Source organism: Methylobacterium oryzihabitans (assembly GCF_004004555.2).
In the GTDB taxonomy this organism is placed as follows: domain Bacteria; phylum Pseudomonadota; class Alphaproteobacteria; order Rhizobiales; family Beijerinckiaceae; genus Methylobacterium; species Methylobacterium oryzihabitans.
Map to the genome: position 1 here is coordinate 227,568 of NZ_SACP01000002.1, position 21,318 is coordinate 248,885.

Here is a 21,318-nt window from a genome sequence, read left to right on the forward strand (position 1 = left end):
GTTTCCCGGAGGCTCCAACTTCTGAGAGGATGGAGCCATGACACTACGCGCATGCCGCCCGGCGCGCCGATCCGGACAAGCAGCCGGTTCGTGCGCGCAGCGACGCTGCGTTGATGATCGAGATAAAGCGCGTGTTCGAGGCGAATTTCTGCGTCTACGGCGTGCGCAAGGTCTGGCGGCAACTGGCCCGGGAGGGCAGCGTGACCGCGCGATGCACGGTGGCGCGGCTGATGCGCCGGATGGGCTTGGCGGGGGTGGTGCGTGGCAGGACCGTGCACACCACGACCCCCGACCCGGCCGCAGCCTGCCCGCTCGACCGCGTCAACCGTCAGTTCGAGGCTCCACGGCCGAACGCCCTGTGGGTCAGCGACTTCACGGACGTGGCGACGCGGTCGGGCTTCGTCTATGTGGCGTTCGTCATCGATGTGTTCGCCCGGCGCATCGTCGGCTGGCGGGCCTCACGCAGCGCTCATGCGAGCTTCGTTCTGGATGCCCTGGAGCAGGCCCTGCACGAGCGACGTCCCGTCCAGGGCAGCGGGCTGGTGCATCACTCGGACTGCGGCTCGCAAGACTTGGCTCCCCGGTACACCGAGCGCCTGGCCGGAGCGGGCATCGAGCCGTCGGTCGGCAGCGTCGGCGACAGCTACGACAATGCCCTCGCGGAGACGATCAACGGCCTGTTCAAGGCGGAGGTCATCCACCGGCGCGGCTCGTGGCGCTCCTTCGAGGCCGTCGAGTCCGCCACCCTGGAGTGGGTCGACTGGTACAACCACCGTCGCCTCCTCGCGCCGATCGGCAACGTCCCTCCCGCCGAGGCCGAAGCGCGCTATCATGCCCACGTCGGCGACCAAGCCTGGGCCGCCTGACCCAAGTCAATCAGCCTCCGACAAACCCGGAGCGGTTCAGTGCGTCCGGGGCGTCGGCGCGGCGCTTCAGTTGAGCAGGCGGCTTCCCCGGAGCGCCGCGACCGCCATGTCGACGAAAGTCCTGACTTTGGCAGGCGCCTGGCGCCCCTCGGGGTACAGCACGTGGATGGGCAGCGGCGGCTCCTCGTAGTCGGCGAGCACGATCTGCAGCGTCCCTTCGAGCAGGGCCGAGCCGATCTGATAGTGCAGCACCCGGGTCAGGCCCCAGCCCGCAATGGCCGCGGCGATGCCGGCCTCGTTGGTGTTGCTCACCAGTGCGGGATGGACCGTCACGCGCTGGTCCTGCCCGAAGCGCCACTCCGTCGACGCCCAGGCGCCCGTCGACGTCGCGAGGCGGTGGTCCCTCAGGTCCTGCGGCGTCGCCGGGAGCCCGTGCCGCTCGAAATAGGCCGGCGCGCCGCAGACGACGCGGCGCACCGAGCCGACCCTGATCGCCGTGAAGCCGGAATCGGGAAGGTGGCCGATGCGGACGGCGACGTCGATGCCCTCCTCGACGATGTTGACCGGCCGGTCGACGAAGAGCGTCCGAGCGGACATGGTTGGGTAGGCGTCGAGGTAGTCGGTCACGATGGGCAGCACGTGCATGTGGCCGAAGAGGACCGATCCGGTCACGGCGAGCGTCCCGGACGGCGTCGCGTACGAGCCTGCGGCGGCCGCTTCGGCTTCGACGATGTCGGCCAGGATGCGCCGGCAATCCTCGTAGTAGCGCCCACCGGCCTCGGTGAGCTTCACCGAGCGCGTGGTGCGCACGAACAGGCGGGCGCCGATGGTCTCCTCAAGCGCGGCGACGGCCCGTGTCACCGCCGGCGGGCTCATGTGCATCAGGCGCGCCGTCTCGGCGAAGCTCGCGGTCTCCGCGACCTTGGCGAAGATGCGCATGGCCTGCCAGCGGTCCATGTCCCTGCTCCCCCGTCCCGGGCGGCCCGACCATCGTGGCCGTGAAGAATACAGACGTTCGCGTCAGCGCGCCGCGGTGCCGCGACCGCATGGTAAACCGCGCGAGAGGCTCGTGCCCCTAGCCGGCAGGCAACGCGGCGAAGCCTTCGGCGGGCGCTCGATCTCGCGGCAGACGTCCTCGGATAGGCCAGACTTGACCGCAAGCCGATGCTCATCGGCGACACGGTCGCCGTCATGCGCGGCGGCCGCGAGGGCGAGCGCCAGGACGCGAGACGTCCGCGCGTCGAAGCTGCGACCTTGCCCCGCGGCGTCGATCTCGGCACCGCATAGCCCCAGCCTGCGGGCCTCGGTCAGGGGGAACGGGCACGTCACGGTTCCCGTCGACCCAGGCGAGCGCGATGGACAGGCGTGCCCGCCCATCCAGGGTGAAGGACGACATGGCCGGGCTCCTGGTCTTGGAGAGGGGGTTCAGAAGCCGAACCGGCTGAGACCCGGGTGGTTGTCGGGACGGCGTCCGAGCGGCCAGCGGAACTTGCGGTCCTCGTCCCGGATCGGGTGCTCATCGATGCTGGCATGGCGCGCACGCATCAACCCGTCCTCGGCGAACCCCCAGTTCTCATTGCCGTAGGCCCGGAACCACTGGCCGCTGTCGTCACGGTACTCGTAGGCGTGGCGAACCGCGATGCGGTTGCCGGTGAAGGCCCGGGGCTCCTTGATCAGGCGGTAGTCGAGCTCGCGGTTCCACTTGCGGGTGAGGAAGGCCTGGGCCTCGTCGCGGCTGGTGACGAACTCGGCCCGGTTCCGCCAACGCGTGTCGGTCGTGTCGGCCAGGGCGACCTTGGCCGGGTCGCGGCTGTTCCAGCCGTGTCCTCGGCGAGGCGGACCTTCTCGATGGCGCTCTCCTCTGTGAACGGCGGCAGCGGGGGCGGGACGTCGGCTTCTCCTCGGGATTCCCGGGGTGGACGCGTGTCGAGAGGGCGGTCGGCGGGAGGGGCCCCTGCGCCATCGCCGCCGGTCAGAGGGCGAGATGGACGGGCCCGCGACCCGCGGCCGGGGTGGCCGAGCAGATCAGCACCTCGTCGTCGGCGTGGGGCGCGGTGGGGGCCTTCGCGTAGGTGACGGCACCTTTCAGGAGCTTGGTCCGGCAGGTGCCGCAGGTCCCGGTCCGGCAGCTGAACTCCGGGCTGAGGCCCCGCGCCTCGGCAAGTTCCAGCAGCGACCCCGAACCCGGTGTCCAGCGCGCCTCCTTCGAAGAATTCAGGAAGGCGACCGGGACCGGCTCCGTCGATGCGGGCGGCAGCTTGGCCGCCTCGGCATCCGCCGGCACACTCCGAACGAGCGACGATGGGCCGAAGGTCTCGGCGTGGATGCGGTCGTCGGCAACGTTCAGTCCGCGCAGCCCGTCGTAGAGCGCCTGCGTGAAGGCGGTCGGGCCGCAGAGATAGAAGTCGTAGTCGCCGAACGGCAGCACGCGGGCGAGCAGCGCCATGTCGATCCGGCCGGCGACGTCGTAGTCGACGCCTTCCACGGCATCCCCGGGCGCGCTCAGCACCCGCACGACCTTCACCGCGCCCTTGGCCGCACCCGCGAGCTCCGCCAATTCCCGGTCGAACGGACGCTCCTCCCTGGAGCGTGCCGCCTGGATCAGGGTGGTCGGCCGGATGCCGCGGGTGCGCAGACCCTCGTAGACGACGTGGCGCAGCATCGCGAGGAGCGGCGTGATGCCGATGCCGCCTGCGAGCAGCACGGCGGGCCGCTTGGCCCGGGCGTCGATGGTGAAGCCGCCGGCCGGCGCGCGCGCCTCGACCACGTCGCCGACCCGCAGCATGTCGTGGAGGTGCCGGGACACGGCGCCGTCCCGCTTGACGCTGATGCGGTAGACCGCGTCCGAGGGGGCGACCGAGAGCGTGTAGGTGCGGATGACCGGCTTGTCCGCGCCGGCGAGCGGCACGCGGATGGGCAGGTGCTGCCCCGCCTGGTGCGGGATCAGCCCGGACCCGTCCGCAGGCTGGAGATGGAAGGAGCGGATCGCGCGGCTCTCGTCGACGATCTTCGTGACCGTGAACGGGCGCCACTGCGTCGCGAGGTCCGCGGCCCGGAGCCGGTCGGCGGCCTCGCGCCAGTCGCCGGTCATCAGGGAATTCGGCGACCAGCCGTCCGCCCGGAAGCTCCAACGCAGGGGCAGCGCGCCCCGCCGCCGCACGACCCGGCGCGGCTTGAACGTCCAGAGCCGCTCGGCGCCCTGGAAGGCCGCGATCTCGGGCGAGGACAGGACGACCTCGGCGTCGCCGGTCATCTGCAGCAGGTCGCCGGTCTCGAAATCGGCGAAGACGAGGCCGGCCTTGCCGTTCAGGAGGATGTTGCCCAGCGTCGCGAAGAACAGGTTGCCGGCGAAGTCGGGGACCGTGAGCGTGCCGTCCTCGGCCACCCGGACGAAGCCGGCCTTGCCGCCGCGGTGCGAGACGTCGACCTGGCTGCGCTCGTCGCGCTCGGCGTAGGACGCGACGAAGAAGGTGTCGGCGGCCTCGACCATGGCGCGCGTATCGGCGTCGAGCATTGCGCGCTCCTCGACAGAGCCCGAGAAGGGCAGCCGCGGGTCGCGGACGAAGGCGAGGTCGCGCAGTTGTATATACTGGGGGCAGTTGCCGAAGCTCTGGTCGACGGCGAAGCGTATGACGCCGTCCGACATCGAACGGATCAGGCCGTTGACGCGATTGCGGCGGCGGGTGTGCAGCTCGATCCCGAGGAGGCCGAGTGCGTCGCCGTCGCGCAGGCCCGCGCTCGCTGGGTCGCTCGGGTCGGGCCGCGCCGCGATTTCCAGGGCCACCGGGCCGGGGGAGCCGATGAAGCCGGGGGCACCCGCGACCAGCGTCGCCCAGGCGTCGCCCTGCGGGTCGACGGTGCCGGCCACGATGAAGGGGATCTGCTCGTAGAAGGCGCGGTGCTGGTCGGGCATGAAGTCCCACACCACGCGGCGACCCACGTCCTCCATGCGCTCGGCGACGCCGACCTGCTGCTGGATGGCCGTCTCGCCCGGGTGCCAGGTCGAGAGCTTCGTCATCGTCGTACCGTCGCTCATGGTGCTTCCCATCCATTCCGGTCGGGGGCACCCAGGGGTGCGCCCGGACCCGCGAGGTCACGCGGCGGCCGTGAGGCCTGCCGGCGTCTGGACGAACGGGACGAAGCCCGGCAGGGTCTCGATCCGGCGAAGGTACGCGTTGACGGCGGGATAGCCGGACAGGTCGACGTTGCCCTCGGGAGCGCGCGCCAGATAGCTGTAGAGCGCGACGTCCGCGATGGTGGGGCGCTCGCCGACCAGCCAATCACGCCCGGTGAGATGGGCCTCCAGGCGACCGAGCAGCGTGTGCGCCCGGCCGATCACCTCCTCCGGGTTGAACTTGGCGCCGAACACGGTGACGAGCCGCGCGGCCGCCGGGCCGTAGGCGAGCTCGCCTGCCGCCACCGACAACCAGCGCTGCACGGCGGCCTCGCCTTGAGGGTCGGAGGGCAGCCAGTCCGTTCGCCCGAGCTTGCGTGCCACGTAGACGAGGATGGCGTTCGAGTCCGAGACGACCGTCCCGTCATCGTCGAGGACCGGCACCTGTCCGAACGGGTTGAGGGCGAGGAACTCGGGACGCTTGTGCGCGCCGGCCTTCAGGTCGACCTCGACCGCTTCGTGGGGCACGCCCAGCAGCGAGAGGAACAGGCGAGCCCGATGTGCGTGGCCCGAGAGGGGGTGATGGTAGAGCTTCATGACCGCGTTCCCTGACTTGGCGGCCGGGAGAAGTCCCGGACCGCATGGGCAAGGTGACGCGATCCGGAGGACGAGAGAATGGTCGCTCTCCGCAGTTCATTGTTGTCTTGGATGGAATAATTGACCGTGGAGGGCTCGACCGGCACCGGATGGATGGCCGAGCCCCCTCGGATCGGTCACGCCTGTCTCTTCGCGGCCAGGAAGCCGGCGTAGTTGTTGCCGGTACGACGACGCTACGGTCCTCGGCGAAGGTGGCCTATCGGGAAAGGACGACGACCATGGATGTGACCACGCTCAGACGCGGCGACCGCATGGGCGACCCGGCCCGCGGTTTCGCCGTCGAGATCATCCGTCCCGGACTGAGCCTTGGCGGCGGGGACAGCGGCCTGGGCGCCATCGGGCGGATCGACCGCGCCACCGTGGCGCCCGGGCACGTCATCGGGATGCACCCGCATCGCGACGACGAGATCCTGACCTACGTCCGGGCCGGACGGATGCTGCACCGGGACACGGTGGGAAACGAGGAGGAGATCACGGCGACGCGCCTGATGATGATGGGTGCCGGCCACACCTTCCAGCACGAGGAGCGGATGCTCGACCCGGACCCGGTCGAGGCATTGCAGATTTTCCTGCGGCCGCGCGCCGCGGATCTCGAACCCCGGGTGCAGTTCCACGAGTTCGGGGAGGCGGTCAGCCGCGGCGCTTGGCGCCTCCTCGCGGCACCTGAGGGCGCGCCGCTGGAGGTTCGCGCGCAGGCGTGGGTCGCTGACGCGCATGTTCCGGCCGGAGCCGCCTTGTCCCTGCCTCCGCTTCCGGCAACCCGAGCGGTTCGCCTGCTCCACGTCTTCAGCGGGGAAGTCGCGGTCGGCGGCTTGGCGCTGCGGGCGGGCGAGACGGCCTACCTGACGGAGGATGGCGGGAGCGCGGAGGCCCGATCCGATGCCGACCTCGTCCTCTTCGCGACCGATCCGGGTGCACCGGTGTTCCGGGGCGGTATGTTCAGCGGGAACGTGCTGGCTCAGTGAGCGACACGGCCGCTGACCTGCCCGAACCCGCTCGAACTAAGCAGATTTCGCAAACGTGGTTGCCGGTTTTGCGACAAAAATCTGCGGCAAAACAGAGACCTAGGCGGACGAAGCGTTGGCTTGTCAACGCAAGGCTGCTTAGGGCCTTGACGCGGCCGGCGCCTCAGGTCGACGGCGGGTTGAGCAGTACCCAGAGGCGCGCGATCCTTCCGCCGGCCATCTCGGCGACGTCGGTCCCGGTAACGGCAACCGGCCCACCATCGGGGCCGGCCTCCCACCGCAGCGTGCCAAGACCGTGGTGCCCCACGGCCGCGCCGACCGGGCTGAACCGGAAGGTCGGCCCGAACTGCTCCAGCAGCTTGCCGGCGACGTCGGCGATGGCAGCGCGCCCCCGCACGACATCGTGAGGCTCGTACATGACGGGCTCGTCCACGAAGAGCTCGTCCAGGGCCGCGGCGCGCTTGCCGGCGTCCCGCTCGTTGAAGACGCGATCCAGGTTGGCACGCAGGAGCCGGTCGTAGTCCGGCTCCGCCGCGGTTGGGGTCTCGGTGTCGGGCATGGGTGTTCTCCTTCACATCTGGATGCCGCCGGGCCGGATGGTGCCGGCCGGGACCTTGGTCGGTTCAGGCAAGGTAGCCGCCGTCCGCGGTCAGGGCCGCACCCGTGATGAAGCCGGCTTCCGGGCCGCTGAGGAAGGCCGCGAGCGCCGCGATCTCGGTGTCCTGCCCCATGCGCCCCAGGGCGATCAGCGGGGTGAGCATCGCCTCCATCCCGGCAGACATCTCGCTCACGACCGGGCCCGGCTGGATCGTGTTGACCGTGATGCCCCGGGGCCCGAGGTCGCGCGCGAGCCCGCGGGTCAGCGAGGCCACCGCCGCCTTGGTCATGCTGTAGACCGTGGTCCCCGGGAAGCCACTGCGGTCCGCCCCGACGCTGCCGACCGAGATGATCCGCCCACCCTCCCGCATGTGGCGGGCGGCCTCCTGCGCGGCGACGAATGGCGCCCGGACGTTGACCGCGACCTGCCGGTCGAAGTCCGCGAGCGTGACGTCCTCGACCGTGCCGGGCACCAGGATGCCGGCGTTGTTGACGAGGATGTCGAGGCGCCCGAACCGCTCGACGGTGGCCTGCACCGCCCCGCGGATTGCGTCCGGATCGGCGCTGTCGGCCCAAAGGGCTGTCACGGAGGTGCCGGATGCGGTGATCTCCGCCGCGAGCGCCTCGGCGCGATCCGGAGAGTTCGCGTAGGTGAAGGCCACGGCGGCGCCGTCCTGGCTCAGGCGCCGCACGATGGCGGCGCCGATGCCCCGGGAGCCGCCCGTGACCAGGGCGACCTTGCCGGCGAGGGGATGTGTCATGGGATATCTCCGTGGACGTTCGCCCAGACGGCGAGGGTCGGTCAGACGAGGCGGGCTCCGCCGTCGACGTGCAGGGTCTCGCCGTTCATGAAGCCGTTGCTCATCAGGAAGACGACCGCGGCGCCCGCCTCCTCGGCCGTCCCGAGGCGCCGCTGCGGGAGCTTCTCGGTCAGCGCGGCGACGTAGGCGTCGCGGTGGGCGCCGAGCGTGCGGGCGAGCAGCGGGGTGTCGGTCGTGCCGGGCGACAGGGTGTTGACCCGCACCGGCGCCAGTTCCAGCGCCAGGCCCCGGGCGAACGCCTCCATCGCGGCCGAGGCGGCGGCGAGCACCGCGGTGCCCTGGGCACTGGGACGGTCGGCCAGTGCGCCGGATATGAAGGTCACCGATCCGTCCTTGGCCAGGCGGTCGCCGAGGGCGCGCAAGGTGTGGACCGCGGCCCAGATCCGCTCGTCGAAGGCCCGCTTCAGGTAGTCGACCTCGGCCTCCAGGATCTTGCCGGCCACGAACGTGCCGGCGAGCAGCACGAGGTGGTCGACGTGCGGGATGTCGGCCAGCGCCGCCGCGACCGTCTCGGGGCGGGTCACGTCGGCGGCGCGCCAACCGGTGAACCCGTTCTCCGCGGCGACGCGCTCGGCGCCCTCGGCGTTGAATCCGACCACGATGACCTGGGCGCCTGCATCCTTGGCTTGCCGTGCGGCGGCGAGGCCGATGCCCGAGGTGCCGCCGAAGACGACGACGGTGCGGCTCCTGAGGGTGCTGGTCATGACGGTGGTCCTTCCCGGCGGCGCCGATGCAGCGCCTGTGGGAGGAGAGTGGCCCGACATCCCCAGCTTGATAATCGGGCCGATCTTCGCTTCAATCATGCCGTCATGGAACAGATCGGCCTCGACCGTCTCACCGGCATCATTGCCTTCGCGCGCTCCGCTTCTCCCGGCAGCGACACCGCCGCCGCCCGTTCGCTCGGCATCTCGCCCTCGGCGGTCAGCAAGAGCGTGCAGCGGCTGGAGGAGCCGCTCGGCTTGAGCCTGTTCACCCGACCACCCGCTCGCTCACCCGGACCCCGGAGGGCCGCGACCTGCACGAGCGGGCGCTCCGGCTCCTGCGCGAGGCCGAGGAGATCGAGCAGGCCGCGGTCGCCGCCCGCTCCGAGCCGGCCGGCACCTTGAAGGTGACGGCGCCGTTTCCGGTCGGCCTGCACCTGATCGCCCCGGCCCTGCCGCGGCTCCGCGAGCGCCACCCGAAGCTGTCGGTCGACCTCCGCCTCGGTGACCGCTTCGCCGACCTGATCGAGGAGGGCATCGACGTCCGATCCTGAATGAATCAGACCCCGCGGCTCGTCACCCCATCAAACCCCTTCTCTGAATCGCCCTGGGCACGCGCAGAAACCGGCTTGACATCGCCGGCGTTACAGCGGAGCCTGTTTTTGAGGCGCAGGGCAAAGATGCCCATTGCTGCGCCAGACGACCCACTCCTGTCCGGCAATGCAGCCCGCAGCGCTTCGCGCTGACGGGCGTTTTGCGTTCCGAAGGTATCGATGACCGAGAGACACCGCATCGGCGTCCTGTTTTCCACGACCGGGCCTTACGGCCTCGTCGGACGTGCCATGCAGAACGGCGCCGTCCTGGCGGTCGAGGAGGTGAATGCAGGATCCCTCGGGATCGCCCTCGAGCCCGAGGTCGTGGACCCGAAGGGCGAGATCGCCGGGTATGCCGCGGGCGCCGACCGGCTCCTGGATGCCGGGATCCGGCACGTCGTCGGCTGCTACACCTCGTCGAGCCGCAAGGAGATCATCCCGATCTTCGAGAAGCGCGACGGGCTCCTGTGGTATCCCTCGCATTACGAGGGATTCGAGACCTCCGAGAACGTCGTCTATACCGGCGCCTCCCCGAACCAGCACATCGTGCCGCTGGTGCAGCACCTGCTCGCCCGCGGCGGCCGCACCGCCTTCTGCGTCGGGTCGAACTATATCTGGGCCTGGGAGAACAACCGCATCCTGCGCGAGGCGCTGGCGCTGGCCGGCGGGCGGGTCGCGGCGGAGCGCTACTTCGCCGTCGGCGAGACCGAGTTCGGGCAGGTGATCGACGCGATCCTGACGACGCGGCCGGACTTCGTGTTCAACACGCTGATCGGCGTCTCGGCCTACCAGTTCCTCCGCGAGCTGCGCCGCGCCTGCCGGGCGCGCGGCATCGACCAGCCGCGCGCGCTGCCGGTGGCGAGCTGCAGCCTCGCCGAGCCGGAGCTCGAGGCGATCGGACCGGAGGCCGTCGACGGTCATCTCAGCTCGAGCGTCTACTTCTCGTCGATCGACACGCCCCGCAACCGCGCCTTCACGGCGGCCTACGCCGCGCGCTTTCCCGACGGGCCGACGCCCTCGGCCGATACGGAATCCGCCTACATCGCCGTCCATCTCCTCGCCCGGGCGCTCGCCCGGGCGGGAACCGGGGAGGTCGCCGCCGTGCGGCGGGCCGCCTGCGAGGTCGCCGTCGAGGCCCCGCAGGGCCCGGTGCGCCTCGACGAGACCACGTTGCACGCCGCGCTGACGCCGCGCATCGGCCTCTCGACCGCGTCGGCGCGCTTCACGATCCTGGCCGAGGCTCCGGCTCCGGTCGCGCCCGACCCCTACCTCGTGCGCAGTGCTCCCCGCATCGTCCCGGTGCTCCGGCGGCCGCGGCTCAGGGTGGTGCCGTCATGACCGGAACCCGGCTGATCCAGAACTTCAGCGGGATGCAGGCCCACCTGATCGTGGCGCCGCACACCGCCACCGACACGCTCGTGACGACCCTCTTGAAGCTCGGTCTCTCGGTCGCCTCGGTGCGGCCGACGGGCGAGACGCCGCGTCTCGATCCGGCCGGCCTCGAATCCGAGCGCGCACTGGTGATCGTCGACGGCGACCTGCCGCTGCCCGGCATGGCGGCGAGCGGAGTCCGCGACCTGCCGCCGGTGCCGGTACTCGGACTCGTCGGGGTCGAGGCACCGAGCCGGCTCAAGGGCCTGCTCCAGTTCGGCGCCACCGGCCTGCTGCGCAAGCCGATCCACGGCGCCTCGGTCTATGCCGCCCTCTACCTCACGGTGAACGAGCACGGGCGGCGCCGCGCGCTCGAGGAGCAGCTGGCACGCCACGAGGAGCGCCGGCGCGGCCGGCGCCACGTCGTCAAGGCGATCCTGCGGCTGATGCAGGAGCGCGGCCTCGACGACGACGCGGCCTTCGAGCTGCTGCGCCGCGACAGCATGCGCGCCCGCGTGCCGCTCGAACAGTATTGCGAGGCCCTGGTGCAGGCCCGCCCCGCCGTGCCGGCGCCGGCACGGCGCATCGCCCTTTCCGAGTAACCCCATCAGCACGAGGACGCCCACCATGACGAGACCCAGGAACGGATCCCGCCTGACCGCCCTCGCGGCCGCCCTGATGCTCGGCGCCACCGGCGCGCAGGCCGCCGACCCGATCAAGCTCGGCGTGCTCGAGGACCAGTCCGGCGACTTCGCCGTCGCCACCATCGGCAAGGTCCACGGCATCCAGCTCGCGGCGGACGAGATCAACGCGGCGGGCGGCATCGCCGGGCGCAAGTTGGAGCTGGTGATCTACGACACCCAGTCCGACAACACCCGCTACCAGGAGTTCATGCGCCGGGTGCTCCAGCGCGACAAGGTCGCCGTCGTCTTCGCCGGCTTCTCCTCCGCCTCGCGCGAGGCCTACCGGCCGATCGTCGACCAGCTCGACGGCTTCGCCTTCTACAACAACCAGTACGAGGGCGGCGTCTGCGACGGCCACATGGTGGTGACCGGCGCCGTGCCCGAGCAGCAATTCTCGACCCTGATCCCGTGGATGATGGAGAAGTTCGGCAAGCGGGTCTACACCATCGCGGCCGACTACAACTTCGGCCAGATCTCGGCCGAGTGGGTACGCAACATCGTGAAGGAGAACGGCGGCGAGATGGTCGGCGAGGAGTTCATCCCGCTCGGCGTGTCGCAATTCTCGCAGACGATCCAGAACATCCAGAAGGCCAAGCCCGACATCCTGATGACGCTGCTCGTCGGCACCGCCCAGGCGTCGTACTACGAGCAGGCGGCGGCCGCGAACCTGAAGGTGCCGATGGGCTCCTCGGTCAATGTCGGCCAGGGCTACGAGCACAAGCGCTTCCAGCCGCCGAGCCTCGCCAACATGTACGTGACGACCAACTACATCGAGGAGGTCGATACCCCCGAGAGCAAGGCGTTCCTGGCCAAGTGGAAGGCGAAGTTTCCCAACGAGCCCTACGTCAACCAGGAGGCCGAGAACTCCTACCACGCGGTCTACCTCTACAAGCAGATGGTCGAGCGGGCGAACGGCTCGACCAAGCGGGCCGACCTGCGCAAGGTCATCGCCGCCGGCGACGTCTGCGTCGACGCCCCCGAGGGCCGGGTCTGCATCGACCCGAAGAGCCAGCACGTCTCGCACACGATCTACCTCGCCAAGGTCGACGAGAAGCACAAGATCTCATTCCCCAAGACCTGGACCGACATCAAGCCGTACTGGCTCGGCCAGGCGGGCTGCGACCTGACCAAGAAGGACCCGATGGCGCAGTACACCCCGAGCAACCCGCCCAAGCCGTGACGGCCCCTGCCGGGGCTTCAACTTCGGTTCATGTGAACGCCGCTTGATCTGATCCGAAACGAGTAAAGCGCGGGATCCCCTCTCCCACCCGGGAGAGGGGAGGGCGCTCTATCTTCGTTCGGCAGATCGAGCGGAACGCGGATCACTCCTGAGACAGCTCCCGCATGGTCCTCCTCGATACGGTCTTCGCCTTCCTCTACCAACTCGGGGACGCGTTCGCGTTCCTGGTGCTCGCCGCCTGCGGCCTCGCGGTGGTGTTCGGCATGATGGGCGTCATCAACCTCGCCCACGGCGAGTTCATCATGTGCGGCGCCTACGTCACCGTCGCGACGACCCGGGCCGGGCTACCGTTGCCGCTCGGCATCCTGGCGGGTGCGCTCGTCGCCGGGGCAATCGGCATGGTGCTGGAGCGCCTGGTGATCCGCCACCTCTACGGCCGGCCCCTCGACACGATCGTGGCGACCTGGGGCGTCAGCCTGGCGGCGACGCAAGGGACGCTGATCGTGCTCGGCTCCAGCATGCCGGGTGTCGGCACGCCCCTCGGCAGCTTCACGCTCGGCAGCTACTCCTACTCGACCTACCGGGTGGTGCTGATGCTGGCGGCGCTGGCCGTGCTCGCCGGGCTCTACCTCGCCTTCAACGCCACCCGCTTCGGCACCCTGGCGCGGGCGACGATCCAGGTGCCGCACATGGCGGAGGCGCTCGGCGTCGACACCCGCAAGGTCTACGCGCTCACCTTCGGGATCGGGGCGGCGCTCGCCGGCCTCACCGGCGGCCTCTACGCCCCGACCATGACGATCGTGCCGACCATGGGCACCACCTTCATCATGGAGGCCTTCGTCACCGTGGTGGTCGGCGGGGCCGACATCTTCCTCGGCACGGCGCCCGCCGCCCTGGTGCTCGGCGCGGTGCGGGCGGGGCTGACCTCGTGGCAGGGCCAGCTCTTCGGCCAGATCGGGCTCCTCGTCGCGGTGATCCTGGTGATCCGGGTCCTGCCGCGGGGGATCTCCGGCCTGATCCTGCGCGAGCGGGCATGAGGGATTTCGCGATGCTTCGCCTCCTCCGGCGGCTCGAAGGGCCGCAGACCCTCGGCCGCGGCCCCGCCTTCTGGGCCGCCTTCGCGGTCGTGCTCGCCCTGGCGGTCGCCTATCCGTGGTTCGCCGACGGCTACACGGTCGGCAACACCGCCTATTTCTTCTGCTGGGTGTTCATGGCGCTCGGCCTGTGCCTGATCTGGGGCTACGGCGGCGCGCTCAGCTTCGGCCAGACCGCGTTCTTCGGCCTCTCAGGCTACGCCTACGGCGTGCTCACCCTCAATGTCGGCGCGGCCTACGGCTTCACCATCGCGGCGGTCGTGCTGGCGGTGGCGCTGGCGGCCGGGTTCGCCGCGCTGCTCGGCTACTTCCTGTTCTTCGGCCGGATCGGCGGCGTGTTCCTCGGCATCATCACCCTGTCGGTGACGCTCGCCATGGAGCGCTTCATGGCGCAGACCGCCGGACCCGACTGGCGCATCGGGGCGGCGCGCCTCAACGGCTACAACGGCATGAGCGGCATGCCGCCGCTCACCGTGCCGTGGTTCGACGGCGACCTCGTGCTGTTTCCCGACGTCGCGCTCTACTACGCGCTGCTCGGCCTCCTCGTCCTCACCTACCTTGGCCTGCGGATCCTGGTGAACGCCCGGTTCGGCAACGTGCTGGTGGCGATCCGCGAGAACCCCGAGCGGGCCGAGATGCTGGGCTACGACGTGCGGCGCTACCAGCTCGGCGCCTTCGTGATCGGTTCGGCGCTGGCCGGCCTCTCCGGCACGCTCTACACGGCCTGGGGCCAGTACATCACGCCCTCCAGCATGGGGCTCACCGCGGCCGCGCTCCCGGTCATCTGGGTCGCGGTCGGCGGCCGGGGCGACCTGACCGCCACCCTCGTCGGCACGCTCGCGGTGCTGGGCGGCTTCCAGGCCCTGACGATCTACGGCAGCCAGTACGCGCTGGTGGTGATGGGCCTGCTCCTCGTCGTGGTGGTGCTCGCCGCCCCCGAGGGCCTCGTCGTCGCGCTGATGCGCGGGCTCGCGCGCCTCGGCAGGAAGGCGCCCGCGCGATGACCGCCATTCTCGAAACCCGGGGTCTGAACAAGCATTTCGGCGGCCTGCACGTCACCAACGACGTCGACTTCGCGCTTCGCGAGAACGAGGTCCACTGCCTGATCGGGCCGAACGGCGCGGGCAAAAGCACCTTCTTCCGCCTGCTCATCGGCGAGTACGCGCCGGAGCGCGGGCAGGTGCTCTATCGCGGCGAGGACATCACGGCGCTCAAGCCCTTCGAGCGGGTGCGCCGGGGCCTCAGCGTCAAGTTCCAGGTTCCGGGGATCTTCCCCGGGCTGACGGTCGCCCACAACCTCGAGATCGCGCTCCAGCACCACCTGGAGGGCGCCTCCCTCGGGGCCGAGATCCGGCGGCTTCTCGCCTTCCTCAACCTCGCGGAGTCGGCCGGCGAGCGGGCCGGCACCCTCAGCCACGGCCAGAAGCAGTGGCTCGAGATCGGCATGGCGATCAGCCTGAAACCCCGCCTCCTGCTCCTCGACGAGCCCACCGCCGGGATGTCGCCGGCCGAGACCTTCGCCACCGGCGAGATGGTGCAGGCGCTGAACCGCGACGGCGTCGCGATCCTGGCGATCGAGCACGACATGGCCTTCGTCCGGCAGATCGCGCAGCGGGTCACCGTGCTCCATGTCGGGCGCACCTTCGCGCAAGGGTCGACCGACGAGATCGTGGCGAACGAGGCGGTCGCGGCGATCTATCTCGGGGAGACGGACGCAGCGCGGAGGACCCAGGATGCCTGACGTGCTCCTCTCGACCGCGGGCCTGCGCGCCGGCTACGGCGGCAAGCCGGTGCTGCAGGGCGTCGACCTCAGCATCCGGGCCGGCGAGATCGTGGCGGTGATCGGCCGCAACGGCGTCGGCAAGTCGACCCTGATGCGCAGCCTGATCGGTCTCCTGCCGGCGGCCGCGGGCGCCATCGCCTTCAAGGGACAGGCGGTGGAACGTCTCGCCGCCCACAGGCGGGCGCGCCTCGGCATCGGCTACGTGCCGCAGGGGCGCGACGTCTTCCCGCGCATGAGCGTCGCCGACAACCTCGCGGTCGGTGCCTCGCTGCTGCCGCCGAGCACGCCGTTCGAGATCGAGCGCGCCTACGGCCCGTTCCCGATCCTGCGCGAGCGCCGGGGGCAGCGCGCCGGCACCCTGTCGGGCGGGCAGCAGCAGCAGCTCGCGATCGGCCGCGTGCTGGTCGGCGCCCCGTCGCTGATCCTGCTCGACGAGCCGTCCGAGGGCATCCAGCCCTCGGTGGTGCAGGAGATCGGCCGCACCCTCGTCGACCTCAACCGCCGCACCGGGGTGACGGTGGTGTTCGTGGAACAGAACCTCGACCTGATCCGTGCGATGGCGCAGCGCAGCTACGTCATGGACAAGGGCCGGATCGTCGCGGAGCTGACGGCGCGGGACCTCGACGACCGCGACCTCGTGCGGCGCCACCTCGCCGTCTGACACAACCAAGGGAGAGACGACCATGCAGTGGCTCGACCAATCGATCATGGCGAAGAAGGGCGTGGCCCAGGGCAAGCCGGGCGCCGAGCACACCATCACGGAGGCCGAGCAGGGCCGCTACCACTACGTCTACGGACCCTTCGTCGATCCGGTGCTCACCGTCGATCCCGGCGCCGTGGTCACGGTGGAGACCCACGACGCCTTCGAGGGCAAGATCCGCCACGAGACCGACAGCCCGACCAAGATCCTGAACTTCCCCTACCTCAACCCGCAGAACGGGCCGATCTACGTCAACGGCGCCGAGAAGGGCGACTGCCTGGCGGTCGCCATCAGGTCGATCCGCCCGCGCGGGCCCCAGCCCTGCGGCACGACGCTGATCATGCCGGAGTTCGGCGGCCTCGTCGCGACGGCCGACACCGCGCTCCTCAACCCGTCGCTGCCGGAGCGGGTGCGCAAGCTCGAGGTCACGGCCGAGACCGGCGTGCGCTGGAACGACCGCATCACCCTGCCGTACCAGCCGTTCATCGGCACGATCGGCACCTCGCCGGAGATCGAGGCGATCTCCTCGCTCCAGCCCGACTACTACGGCGGCAACATGGACCTGCCCGATGTCGGCGTCGGCGCGGTGATCTACCTGCCGGTCAACACCAAGGGGGCGCTGCTCTATCTCGGCGACTGCCACGCCGCGCAAGGGGACGGCGAACTCTGTGGCGTGGCGGTCGAGCACCCGACCCACACCACGGTGCAGATCGACCTCATCAAGGGCTGGACGATCCGATGGCCGCGCCTGGAGACGCAGGACTTCTTCATGACCGTCGGCTCGTCGCGGCCGATGGAGGACGCCGCCCGCATCGCCTATCGCGAGCTGGTGCGCTGGCTTGCCAGCGATTTCGGCTTCGAGGAGATCGACGCCTACATGCTGCTCACCCAGTGCGGGCGGGTGCGCCTCGGCAACATGGTCGATCCGAAATACACTCTCGGCGCCTCGATCGCGAAGTCGATCGCGCTGGCTTGAGCAGGAGCGCGCCATGGATCTCGGTCTGAAGGGGCTTCGGGCCCTCGTCACCGGCGGCACCAAGGGGATCGGCGGCGCCATCGCCGACCTCCTGGCGGAGGAGGGCGCCGCCGTCGCGCTCTGCGCCCGCAGCGACGAGGAGGTCGCCGCCAAGGTGGCGGCGCTCCGCGCCAGGGGCGTGGCGGCGACGGGCCGCGCCGTCGACGTCGCCGATTCCGATGCCCTCAGGGCCTGGATCGCGCAGGCCGGGGAGGAACTCGGCGGCCTCGACATCCTGGTGCCCAACGTCAGCGCGCTCGCGGTCGGGGCCGACGAGGCGGCGTGGCGCTCCGGCTTCTCGGTCGACATCATGGGCACCGTCGCGGCGGTCGAGGCCGCGATGCCGTTCCTCGAACGCTCGGAGGCCGGGTCGATCGTCGTCATCTCGAGCGTGTCGGGCCGCGAGATCGACTTCGCGGCCGGGCCCTACGGCGCCTTCAAGGCGGCCCTGATCCACTACGCGCAGGGGCTCGCCTTCCAGCTCGCGGGCAAGGCCATCCGCGCCAACACGGTGTCGCCGGGCAACACCTATTTCGAGGGCGGGGTGTGGCACCGGATCCAGGAGGGCAACCCGACGCTGTTCGCCGAGGCCCTGCGCCTCAACCCGACCGGCCGGATGGCCCGCCCGGAGGAGATCGCCCGCGCCGCCGTGTTCCTGGCGAGCCCGGCCGCGAGCTTCATCACCGGCACCAACCTCGTCGTCGACGGCGCATTGACCCGGGGGGTTCAGTTCTGAGCATGCGCCCTCCCGCCTCGGGCTGGTTCCGTGGCGCCGGCCGGTCACCGGGGCAGGGCAGGGGAGGGCGCTGCGGTTCGAGTCTCCGGGCGGTTCAAAGTGGCTGAAAAATTCGTTTTCCAGGCCTGCAGCATCTACAAGTGCTTCAAGCCGTAGCTCGCGAGAAGAGGCAGAAGTTCATCGCGAGCGCGAAGACGGTGGCGACGAGCCGCGTCCAGCGTCGCGCCAGGATCTCCCGAACGGATCGCGTGGGCGATCTCCCGGTGTTCCGCGATCGAAGCATCGAGACCGCGCCGCAGGTTGAGCGTCAGCATGCGTGCACGGTGTGACTGATCGTTGACCGTCTGCACGATCCGGCTCATCCGCCCGTTCCGGGCGTGCTCGATCAGCGCGGCGTGGAACGCCGCATCCGCTCCACCCCAAGCCGGAAGGTCTTGGCGGGCGTATGCCTCCTCCATCCTCGTCGTGTGTGCGTCGAGATCCTCTGCAGCGGCAGCCCGCCCGGCCTCCGGGAGAGCCGCGACGAGTTCGGCCGCGCGACCCTCGATGGCGATGATCACGTCGTAGATCTCCCGCACGTCGTCGGGGGCGAGGGCCAGGATGAGGATGCCTTTGCGCGGCAGGACGCGCACCAGACCGTCCTCCTGAAGCCGGATCGCCGCCTCGTGGACCGGCGTCCGGCTCATCCCGAGCCGCAACGCGATCTCCTGTTCGGAAGCTTGGTAGCCGGGCGCGAAGGTCGCGTCGCGGATGTTGGCGCGCATCGCTGCGTAAGCGTCGTCGACGAGCGAGGTCCGCCTCTCGCCGTCTTCGCCCTGCTGCCCGCCTTCCCGTGGTCCCTTGGGCCGCGCCCGCACCATCCCGCGCCTCCTGCGATGCAGCATGCCTGTTATCTTCCATACCAGCGGCGGAACAGCGATTGACACCGCGTTCACGGCCTTTTAACCAGCATTCCAGCTTGCATGGAAGATAGCGCTCAAGAATGAATGGAGCGCAGCCGCAGCAGGAGGAAACGATGGACGTGTCGCTCGAGACAGCGACCATGCGCCGGGTCGCGTGGCGCTTGGTTCCCTTCATCTGCCTGCTCTATTTCATCGCCTTCCTCGACCGCGTGAACATCGGCTTCGCCGCGCTGACGATGAACAGGGATCTCGGCTTCTCCTCGGCCGTCTTCGGTTTCGGGGCAGGAATATTTTTCTTTGGGTACTTCTTGTTCGAGGTGCCCTCGAACGTCATCCTCGACAAGGTCGGCGCGCGGCTCTGGATCGCCCGGGTGATGATCACCTGGGGCATCATCTCGGGCGCCTTCGCTTTCGTGAAAGGCGAATACAGCTTCTACGCCCTGCGCTTCCTGCTCGGCGCGGCAGAAGCCGGCTTCTTTCCCGGCATCATCCTCTATCTGAGCTACTGGTTCCCGGCCCGATACCGCGCCGGCGTCGTCTCGCTGTTCATGGCCGCTGCCCCGATCTCGGTCGTGCTCGGCTCGCCGGTTTCGAGCGCGCTGCTCGACATGGACGGCATCCTCGGCCTGCACGGCTGGCAGTGGATGTTCCTCGTCGAGGCGGCGCCCGCCGTCGTGCTCGGGGTCGTCGTGCTGTTCTACATGACCGATCGGCCCGAGAAGGCGAAGTGGCTCGCCGACGACCAGCGGGCATGGCTCGTCGCCGAGATGAACGCCGAGCGGGCCGCCAAGCAGACGGCCGCCAAGCACAGCATCATGGCGGGTCTCGCCGATATCCGCGTGCTGTCACTCGCCCTGATCTACTTCGGAACCTCGGCCGGCCTCTACACGCTCGGCATCTGGGCGCCGCAGATCATCAAGAGCTTCGGGCTCTCCACCATGGCGGTCGGCTTCCTCAACGGCGTGCCGCCGACCATCGCGGTCGTGGCGATGATCCTGTGGGCACGTCACTCGGACAGGACCGGCGAGCGCAAGTGGCACGTCGCCATCGCGTGTCTGGTCGCCTCGGCCGGTCTCGTGCTGGCCGGCGGCGCCACCTCGGTCGCCGCGGTGATCGCGGCGCTGAGCCTGGTCAATGTCGGCATCAGCGCGGCCAAGCCTCCGCTCTGGGCGATGCCGACGATGTTCCTGTCGGGCTCGGCGGCGGCCGTCGGCATCGCGACGATCAACTCGATCGGCAATCTCGGCGGCTTCGTCGGCCCCTGGGCGATCGGCTGGATCAAGGACAAGACCGGCAGCTTCACCGGCGGACTGGTCTTCGTGGCCGGCCTGCTGGTCGTGTCCGCGGTGCTGACCCTCACCGTCGCCCGTGCGGGGCGGCGTGCTGGAGCAGCCGACGTCACCGCCCACTGATCCCCTGTTCAGATGGCATCTCTCATCCCACCCGGAGTTCGATCATGACCAAGACCTACAAGATCGCCGCGATCCCGGCCGACGGCATCGGCATCGAGGTCATCGCCGCCGGCGTCGAGGTGCTCAACGCCCTGGCCGAGAAGACCGGCACGTTCCGGTTCCAGTTCGATCACTTCGATTGGGGCTCGGACTACTACAAGACGCACGGCGTGATGATGCCGGCGGACGGCCGCGAGCAGATCCGCTACCACGACGCGATCTACTTCGGCGCCGTCGGCGCGCCGGACGTGCCCGACCACATCACCCTGTGGGGCCTGCGCCTCGCGATCTGCCAGCCCTTCGACCAGTACGCCAACGTGCGCCCGACCCGGATCCTGCCCGGGATCACCAGCCCGCTTCGCCACGTCTCGGGCCCGGAGCTCGACTGGGTGATCGTGCGCGAGAACTCGGAGGGCGAGTACGCCGGGGTCGGCGGCCGGGTGCATCAGGGCCATCCCAACGAGGTCGCCACCGACGTCTCGATGATGACCCGCAGCGGCGTCGAGCGCATCATCCGCTATGCGTTCAGACTGGCGCAGAGCCGCCCGCGCAAGCTGCTCACCGTGGTGACGAAGTCGAACGCCCAGCGCCACGCCATGGTGATGTGGGACGAGATCGCCGCCGAGGTGGCGCAGGACTTCCCGGACGTGACCTGGGACAAGATGCTGGTCGACGCCATGACGATGCGCATGGTGATCAAGCCCGAGACCCTCGACACCATCGTCGCCACCAACCTGCACGCCGACATCCTGTCGGATCTCGCCGCGGCGCTCGCCGGCTCGCTCGGCATCGCGCCGACCGCCAACATCAACCCGGAGCGCGCCTTCCCGTCGATGTTCGAACCGATCCACGGCTCGGCCTTCGACATCGCCGGCAAGGGCATCGCCAACCCGGTCGCGACGTTCTGGACCGCCTGCCAGATGCTCGAGCACCTCGGCGAGAAGCCGGCGGCCGACCGGCTGATGCGCGCCGTCGAGCGCGTCACCGCCGACCCGAACCTGCACACCCCCGACCTCGGCGGCAAGGCGACGACCCGGCAGGTCACGGATGCGGTCATCGCCGCGATCCGGGGCGACAACGAGTAGGGGG

The 21,318-nt window shown here is 70.0% G+C and carries 19 protein-coding genes and 3 pseudogenes; 14 read left to right on the plus strand and 8 right to left on the minus strand.

Features of this window, described 5'->3' with window-relative positions:
- Positions 1–41 precede the first annotated feature (41 nt).
- A pseudogene (locus EOE48_RS03595) lies at positions 42–866 on the plus strand (IS3 family transposase); the annotation flags it as partial.
- Between the two features lie 66 nt (positions 867–932).
- Here the strand turns inward: EOE48_RS03595 and EOE48_RS03600 are convergent.
- From EOE48_RS03600 to EOE48_RS03615, 4 genes and pseudogenes are all read right to left on the minus strand, one after another.
- Positions 933–1,823: a LysR family transcriptional regulator gene (locus EOE48_RS03600; RefSeq protein WP_127727411.1), complete on the minus strand. Its 891-nt coding sequence runs from the start codon at positions 1,821–1,823 to the stop codon at positions 933–935.
- A gap of 468 nt (positions 1,824–2,291) precedes the next feature.
- A pseudogene (locus tag EOE48_RS03605) lies at positions 2,292–2,743 on the minus strand (nuclear transport factor 2 family protein).
- 95 nt (positions 2,744–2,838) lie between these two features.
- A complete protein-coding gene (locus EOE48_RS03610; protein WP_127727412.1) occupies positions 2,839–4,902 on the minus strand; it encodes a 2Fe-2S iron-sulfur cluster-binding protein in 2,064 nt (687 codons plus the stop codon).
- A gap of 57 nt (positions 4,903–4,959) precedes the next feature.
- Positions 4,960–5,577 carry a glutathione S-transferase family protein gene (locus tag EOE48_RS03615; protein WP_127727413.1) on the minus strand — a complete coding sequence of 206 codons (618 nt, stop codon included), beginning with the start codon at positions 5,575–5,577 and terminating at the stop codon, positions 4,960–4,962.
- A 278-nt stretch (positions 5,578–5,855) separates the two neighbouring features.
- Between EOE48_RS03615 and EOE48_RS03620 the strand changes: the two genes are divergently transcribed.
- Positions 5,856–6,602: a pirin family protein gene (locus EOE48_RS03620; RefSeq protein ID WP_127727414.1), complete on the plus strand. Its 747-nt coding sequence runs from the start codon at positions 5,856–5,858 to the stop codon at positions 6,600–6,602.
- A gap of 163 nt (positions 6,603–6,765) precedes the next feature.
- On the opposite strand, the gene EOE48_RS03625 is transcribed toward EOE48_RS03620, so the two are convergent.
- From EOE48_RS03625 to EOE48_RS03635, 3 genes are all read right to left on the minus strand, one after another.
- Complete coding sequence (locus EOE48_RS03625) at positions 6,766–7,161, minus strand: nuclear transport factor 2 family protein (protein ID WP_127727415.1); 396 nt, start codon at positions 7,159–7,161, stop codon at positions 6,766–6,768.
- Positions 7,162–7,225: 64 nt separating this feature from the next.
- The gene (locus EOE48_RS03630) at positions 7,226–7,960 is read right to left on the minus strand and encodes a 3-oxoacyl-ACP reductase family protein (RefSeq protein WP_127727416.1); all 735 of its coding nucleotides are present in this window, start codon (positions 7,958–7,960) and stop codon (positions 7,226–7,228) included.
- 41 nt (positions 7,961–8,001) lie between these two features.
- Entirely contained in the window at positions 8,002–8,724 is a 723-nt protein-coding gene (locus EOE48_RS03635; protein WP_127727417.1) for an SDR family oxidoreductase, read from the minus strand.
- Positions 8,725–8,829: 105 nt separating this feature from the next.
- On the opposite strand from EOE48_RS03635, the pseudogene EOE48_RS03640 reads away from it, so the two are divergent.
- The 10 genes and pseudogenes from EOE48_RS03640 to EOE48_RS03685 all read left to right on the plus strand — a co-directional run.
- Positions 8,830–9,266, plus strand: a pseudogene (locus EOE48_RS03640) (LysR family transcriptional regulator); the annotation flags it as partial.
- A gap of 228 nt (positions 9,267–9,494) precedes the next feature.
- On the plus strand, positions 9,495–10,652 hold the full coding sequence (locus tag EOE48_RS03645; protein ID WP_127727418.1) for a transporter substrate-binding domain-containing protein: 1,158 nt from the start codon (positions 9,495–9,497) through the stop codon (positions 10,650–10,652).
- Positions 10,649–11,287, plus strand: a complete 639-nt coding sequence (locus EOE48_RS03650) for an ANTAR domain-containing response regulator (protein ID WP_127727419.1) — start codon at positions 10,649–10,651, stop codon at positions 11,285–11,287. Before EOE48_RS03645 ends, EOE48_RS03650 begins: the two co-directional genes overlap by 4 nt.
- A gap of 25 nt (positions 11,288–11,312) precedes the next feature.
- Positions 11,313–12,548 (plus strand): urea ABC transporter substrate-binding protein, encoded by a 1,236-nt coding sequence (locus tag EOE48_RS03655; RefSeq protein WP_127727420.1) that lies wholly within the window; start codon positions 11,313–11,315, stop codon positions 12,546–12,548.
- Between the two features lie 164 nt (positions 12,549–12,712).
- Complete coding sequence (locus EOE48_RS03660) at positions 12,713–13,585, plus strand: ABC transporter permease subunit (RefSeq protein WP_127727421.1); 873 nt, start codon at positions 12,713–12,715, stop codon at positions 13,583–13,585.
- An 11-nt stretch (positions 13,586–13,596) separates the two neighbouring features.
- Positions 13,597–14,646, plus strand: coding sequence for a branched-chain amino acid ABC transporter permease (locus EOE48_RS03665; protein WP_425463616.1), 1,050 nt, complete (start codon positions 13,597–13,599; stop codon positions 14,644–14,646).
- Positions 14,643–15,383, plus strand: coding sequence for an ABC transporter ATP-binding protein (locus EOE48_RS03670; protein WP_127727423.1), 741 nt, complete (start codon positions 14,643–14,645; stop codon positions 15,381–15,383). The genes EOE48_RS03665 and EOE48_RS03670 overlap by 4 nt, the downstream gene beginning before the upstream one ends.
- Positions 15,376–16,086 (plus strand): ABC transporter ATP-binding protein, encoded by a 711-nt coding sequence (locus tag EOE48_RS03675; RefSeq protein WP_127727424.1) that lies wholly within the window; start codon positions 15,376–15,378, stop codon positions 16,084–16,086. Before EOE48_RS03670 ends, EOE48_RS03675 begins: the two co-directional genes overlap by 8 nt.
- Positions 16,087–16,108: 22 nt before the next feature.
- Positions 16,109–17,101 (plus strand): acetamidase/formamidase family protein, encoded by a 993-nt coding sequence (locus tag EOE48_RS03680; protein ID WP_127727425.1) that lies wholly within the window; start codon positions 16,109–16,111, stop codon positions 17,099–17,101.
- Between the two features lie 13 nt (positions 17,102–17,114).
- Positions 17,115–17,876 carry an SDR family NAD(P)-dependent oxidoreductase gene (locus EOE48_RS03685; RefSeq protein WP_127727426.1) on the plus strand — a complete coding sequence of 254 codons (762 nt, stop codon included), beginning with the start codon at positions 17,115–17,117 and terminating at the stop codon, positions 17,874–17,876.
- A 134-nt stretch (positions 17,877–18,010) separates the two neighbouring features.
- Here EOE48_RS03685 and EOE48_RS03690 read toward each other — a convergent pair whose 3' ends face one another.
- Complete coding sequence (locus EOE48_RS03690; protein ID WP_127727485.1) at positions 18,011–18,736, minus strand: GntR family transcriptional regulator; 726 nt, start codon at positions 18,734–18,736, stop codon at positions 18,011–18,013.
- Positions 18,737–18,891: 155 nt separating this feature from the next.
- Here EOE48_RS03690 and EOE48_RS03695 point away from each other — a divergent pair, with 155 nt between their 5' ends.
- The gene (locus tag EOE48_RS03695) at positions 18,892–20,190 is read left to right on the plus strand and encodes an MFS transporter (protein WP_127727427.1); all 1,299 of its coding nucleotides are present in this window, start codon (positions 18,892–18,894) and stop codon (positions 20,188–20,190) included.
- 44 nt (positions 20,191–20,234) lie between these two features.
- Positions 20,235–21,314: a tartrate dehydrogenase gene (locus tag EOE48_RS03700; protein WP_127727428.1), complete on the plus strand. Its 1,080-nt coding sequence runs from the start codon at positions 20,235–20,237 to the stop codon at positions 21,312–21,314.
- Positions 21,315–21,318 lie beyond the last annotated feature (4 nt).

Excerpts from the sequence above, each read along its gene's own strand:
- EOE48_RS03600 (WP_127727411.1), bottom strand. The coding sequence starts at position 1,823 with ATGGACCGCTGGCAGGCCATGCGCATCTTCGCCAAGGTCGCGGAGACC.
- EOE48_RS03610 (WP_127727412.1), bottom strand. The coding sequence starts at position 4,902 with ATGAGCGACGGTACGACGATGACGAAGCTCTCGACCTGGCACCCGGGC.
- EOE48_RS03615 (WP_127727413.1), bottom strand. The coding sequence starts at position 5,577 with ATGAAGCTCTACCATCACCCCCTCTCGGGCCACGCACATCGGGCTCGC.
- EOE48_RS03620 (WP_127727414.1), top strand. The coding sequence starts at position 5,856 with ATGGATGTGACCACGCTCAGACGCGGCGACCGCATGGGCGACCCGGCC.
- EOE48_RS03625 (WP_127727415.1), bottom strand. The coding sequence starts at position 7,161 with ATGCCCGACACCGAGACCCCAACCGCGGCGGAGCCGGACTACGACCGG.
- EOE48_RS03630 (WP_127727416.1), bottom strand. The coding sequence starts at position 7,960 with ATGACACATCCCCTCGCCGGCAAGGTCGCCCTGGTCACGGGCGGCTCC.
- EOE48_RS03635 (WP_127727417.1), bottom strand. The coding sequence starts at position 8,724 with ATGACCAGCACCCTCAGGAGCCGCACCGTCGTCGTCTTCGGCGGCACC.
- EOE48_RS03645 (WP_127727418.1), top strand. The coding sequence starts at position 9,495 with ATGACCGAGAGACACCGCATCGGCGTCCTGTTTTCCACGACCGGGCCT.
- EOE48_RS03650 (WP_127727419.1), top strand. The coding sequence starts at position 10,649 with ATGACCGGAACCCGGCTGATCCAGAACTTCAGCGGGATGCAGGCCCAC.
- EOE48_RS03655 (WP_127727420.1), top strand. The coding sequence starts at position 11,313 with ATGACGAGACCCAGGAACGGATCCCGCCTGACCGCCCTCGCGGCCGCC.
- EOE48_RS03660 (WP_127727421.1), top strand. The coding sequence starts at position 12,713 with ATGGTCCTCCTCGATACGGTCTTCGCCTTCCTCTACCAACTCGGGGAC.
- EOE48_RS03665 (WP_425463616.1), top strand. The coding sequence starts at position 13,597 with ATGCTTCGCCTCCTCCGGCGGCTCGAAGGGCCGCAGACCCTCGGCCGC.
- EOE48_RS03670 (WP_127727423.1), top strand. The coding sequence starts at position 14,643 with ATGACCGCCATTCTCGAAACCCGGGGTCTGAACAAGCATTTCGGCGGC.
- EOE48_RS03675 (WP_127727424.1), top strand. The coding sequence starts at position 15,376 with ATGCCTGACGTGCTCCTCTCGACCGCGGGCCTGCGCGCCGGCTACGGC.
- EOE48_RS03680 (WP_127727425.1), top strand. The coding sequence starts at position 16,109 with ATGCAGTGGCTCGACCAATCGATCATGGCGAAGAAGGGCGTGGCCCAG.
- EOE48_RS03685 (WP_127727426.1), top strand. The coding sequence starts at position 17,115 with ATGGATCTCGGTCTGAAGGGGCTTCGGGCCCTCGTCACCGGCGGCACC.
- EOE48_RS03690 (WP_127727485.1), bottom strand. The coding sequence starts at position 18,736 with ATGGTGCGGGCGCGGCCCAAGGGACCACGGGAAGGCGGGCAGCAGGGC.
- EOE48_RS03695 (WP_127727427.1), top strand. The coding sequence starts at position 18,892 with ATGGACGTGTCGCTCGAGACAGCGACCATGCGCCGGGTCGCGTGGCGC.
- EOE48_RS03700 (WP_127727428.1), top strand. The coding sequence starts at position 20,235 with ATGACCAAGACCTACAAGATCGCCGCGATCCCGGCCGACGGCATCGGC.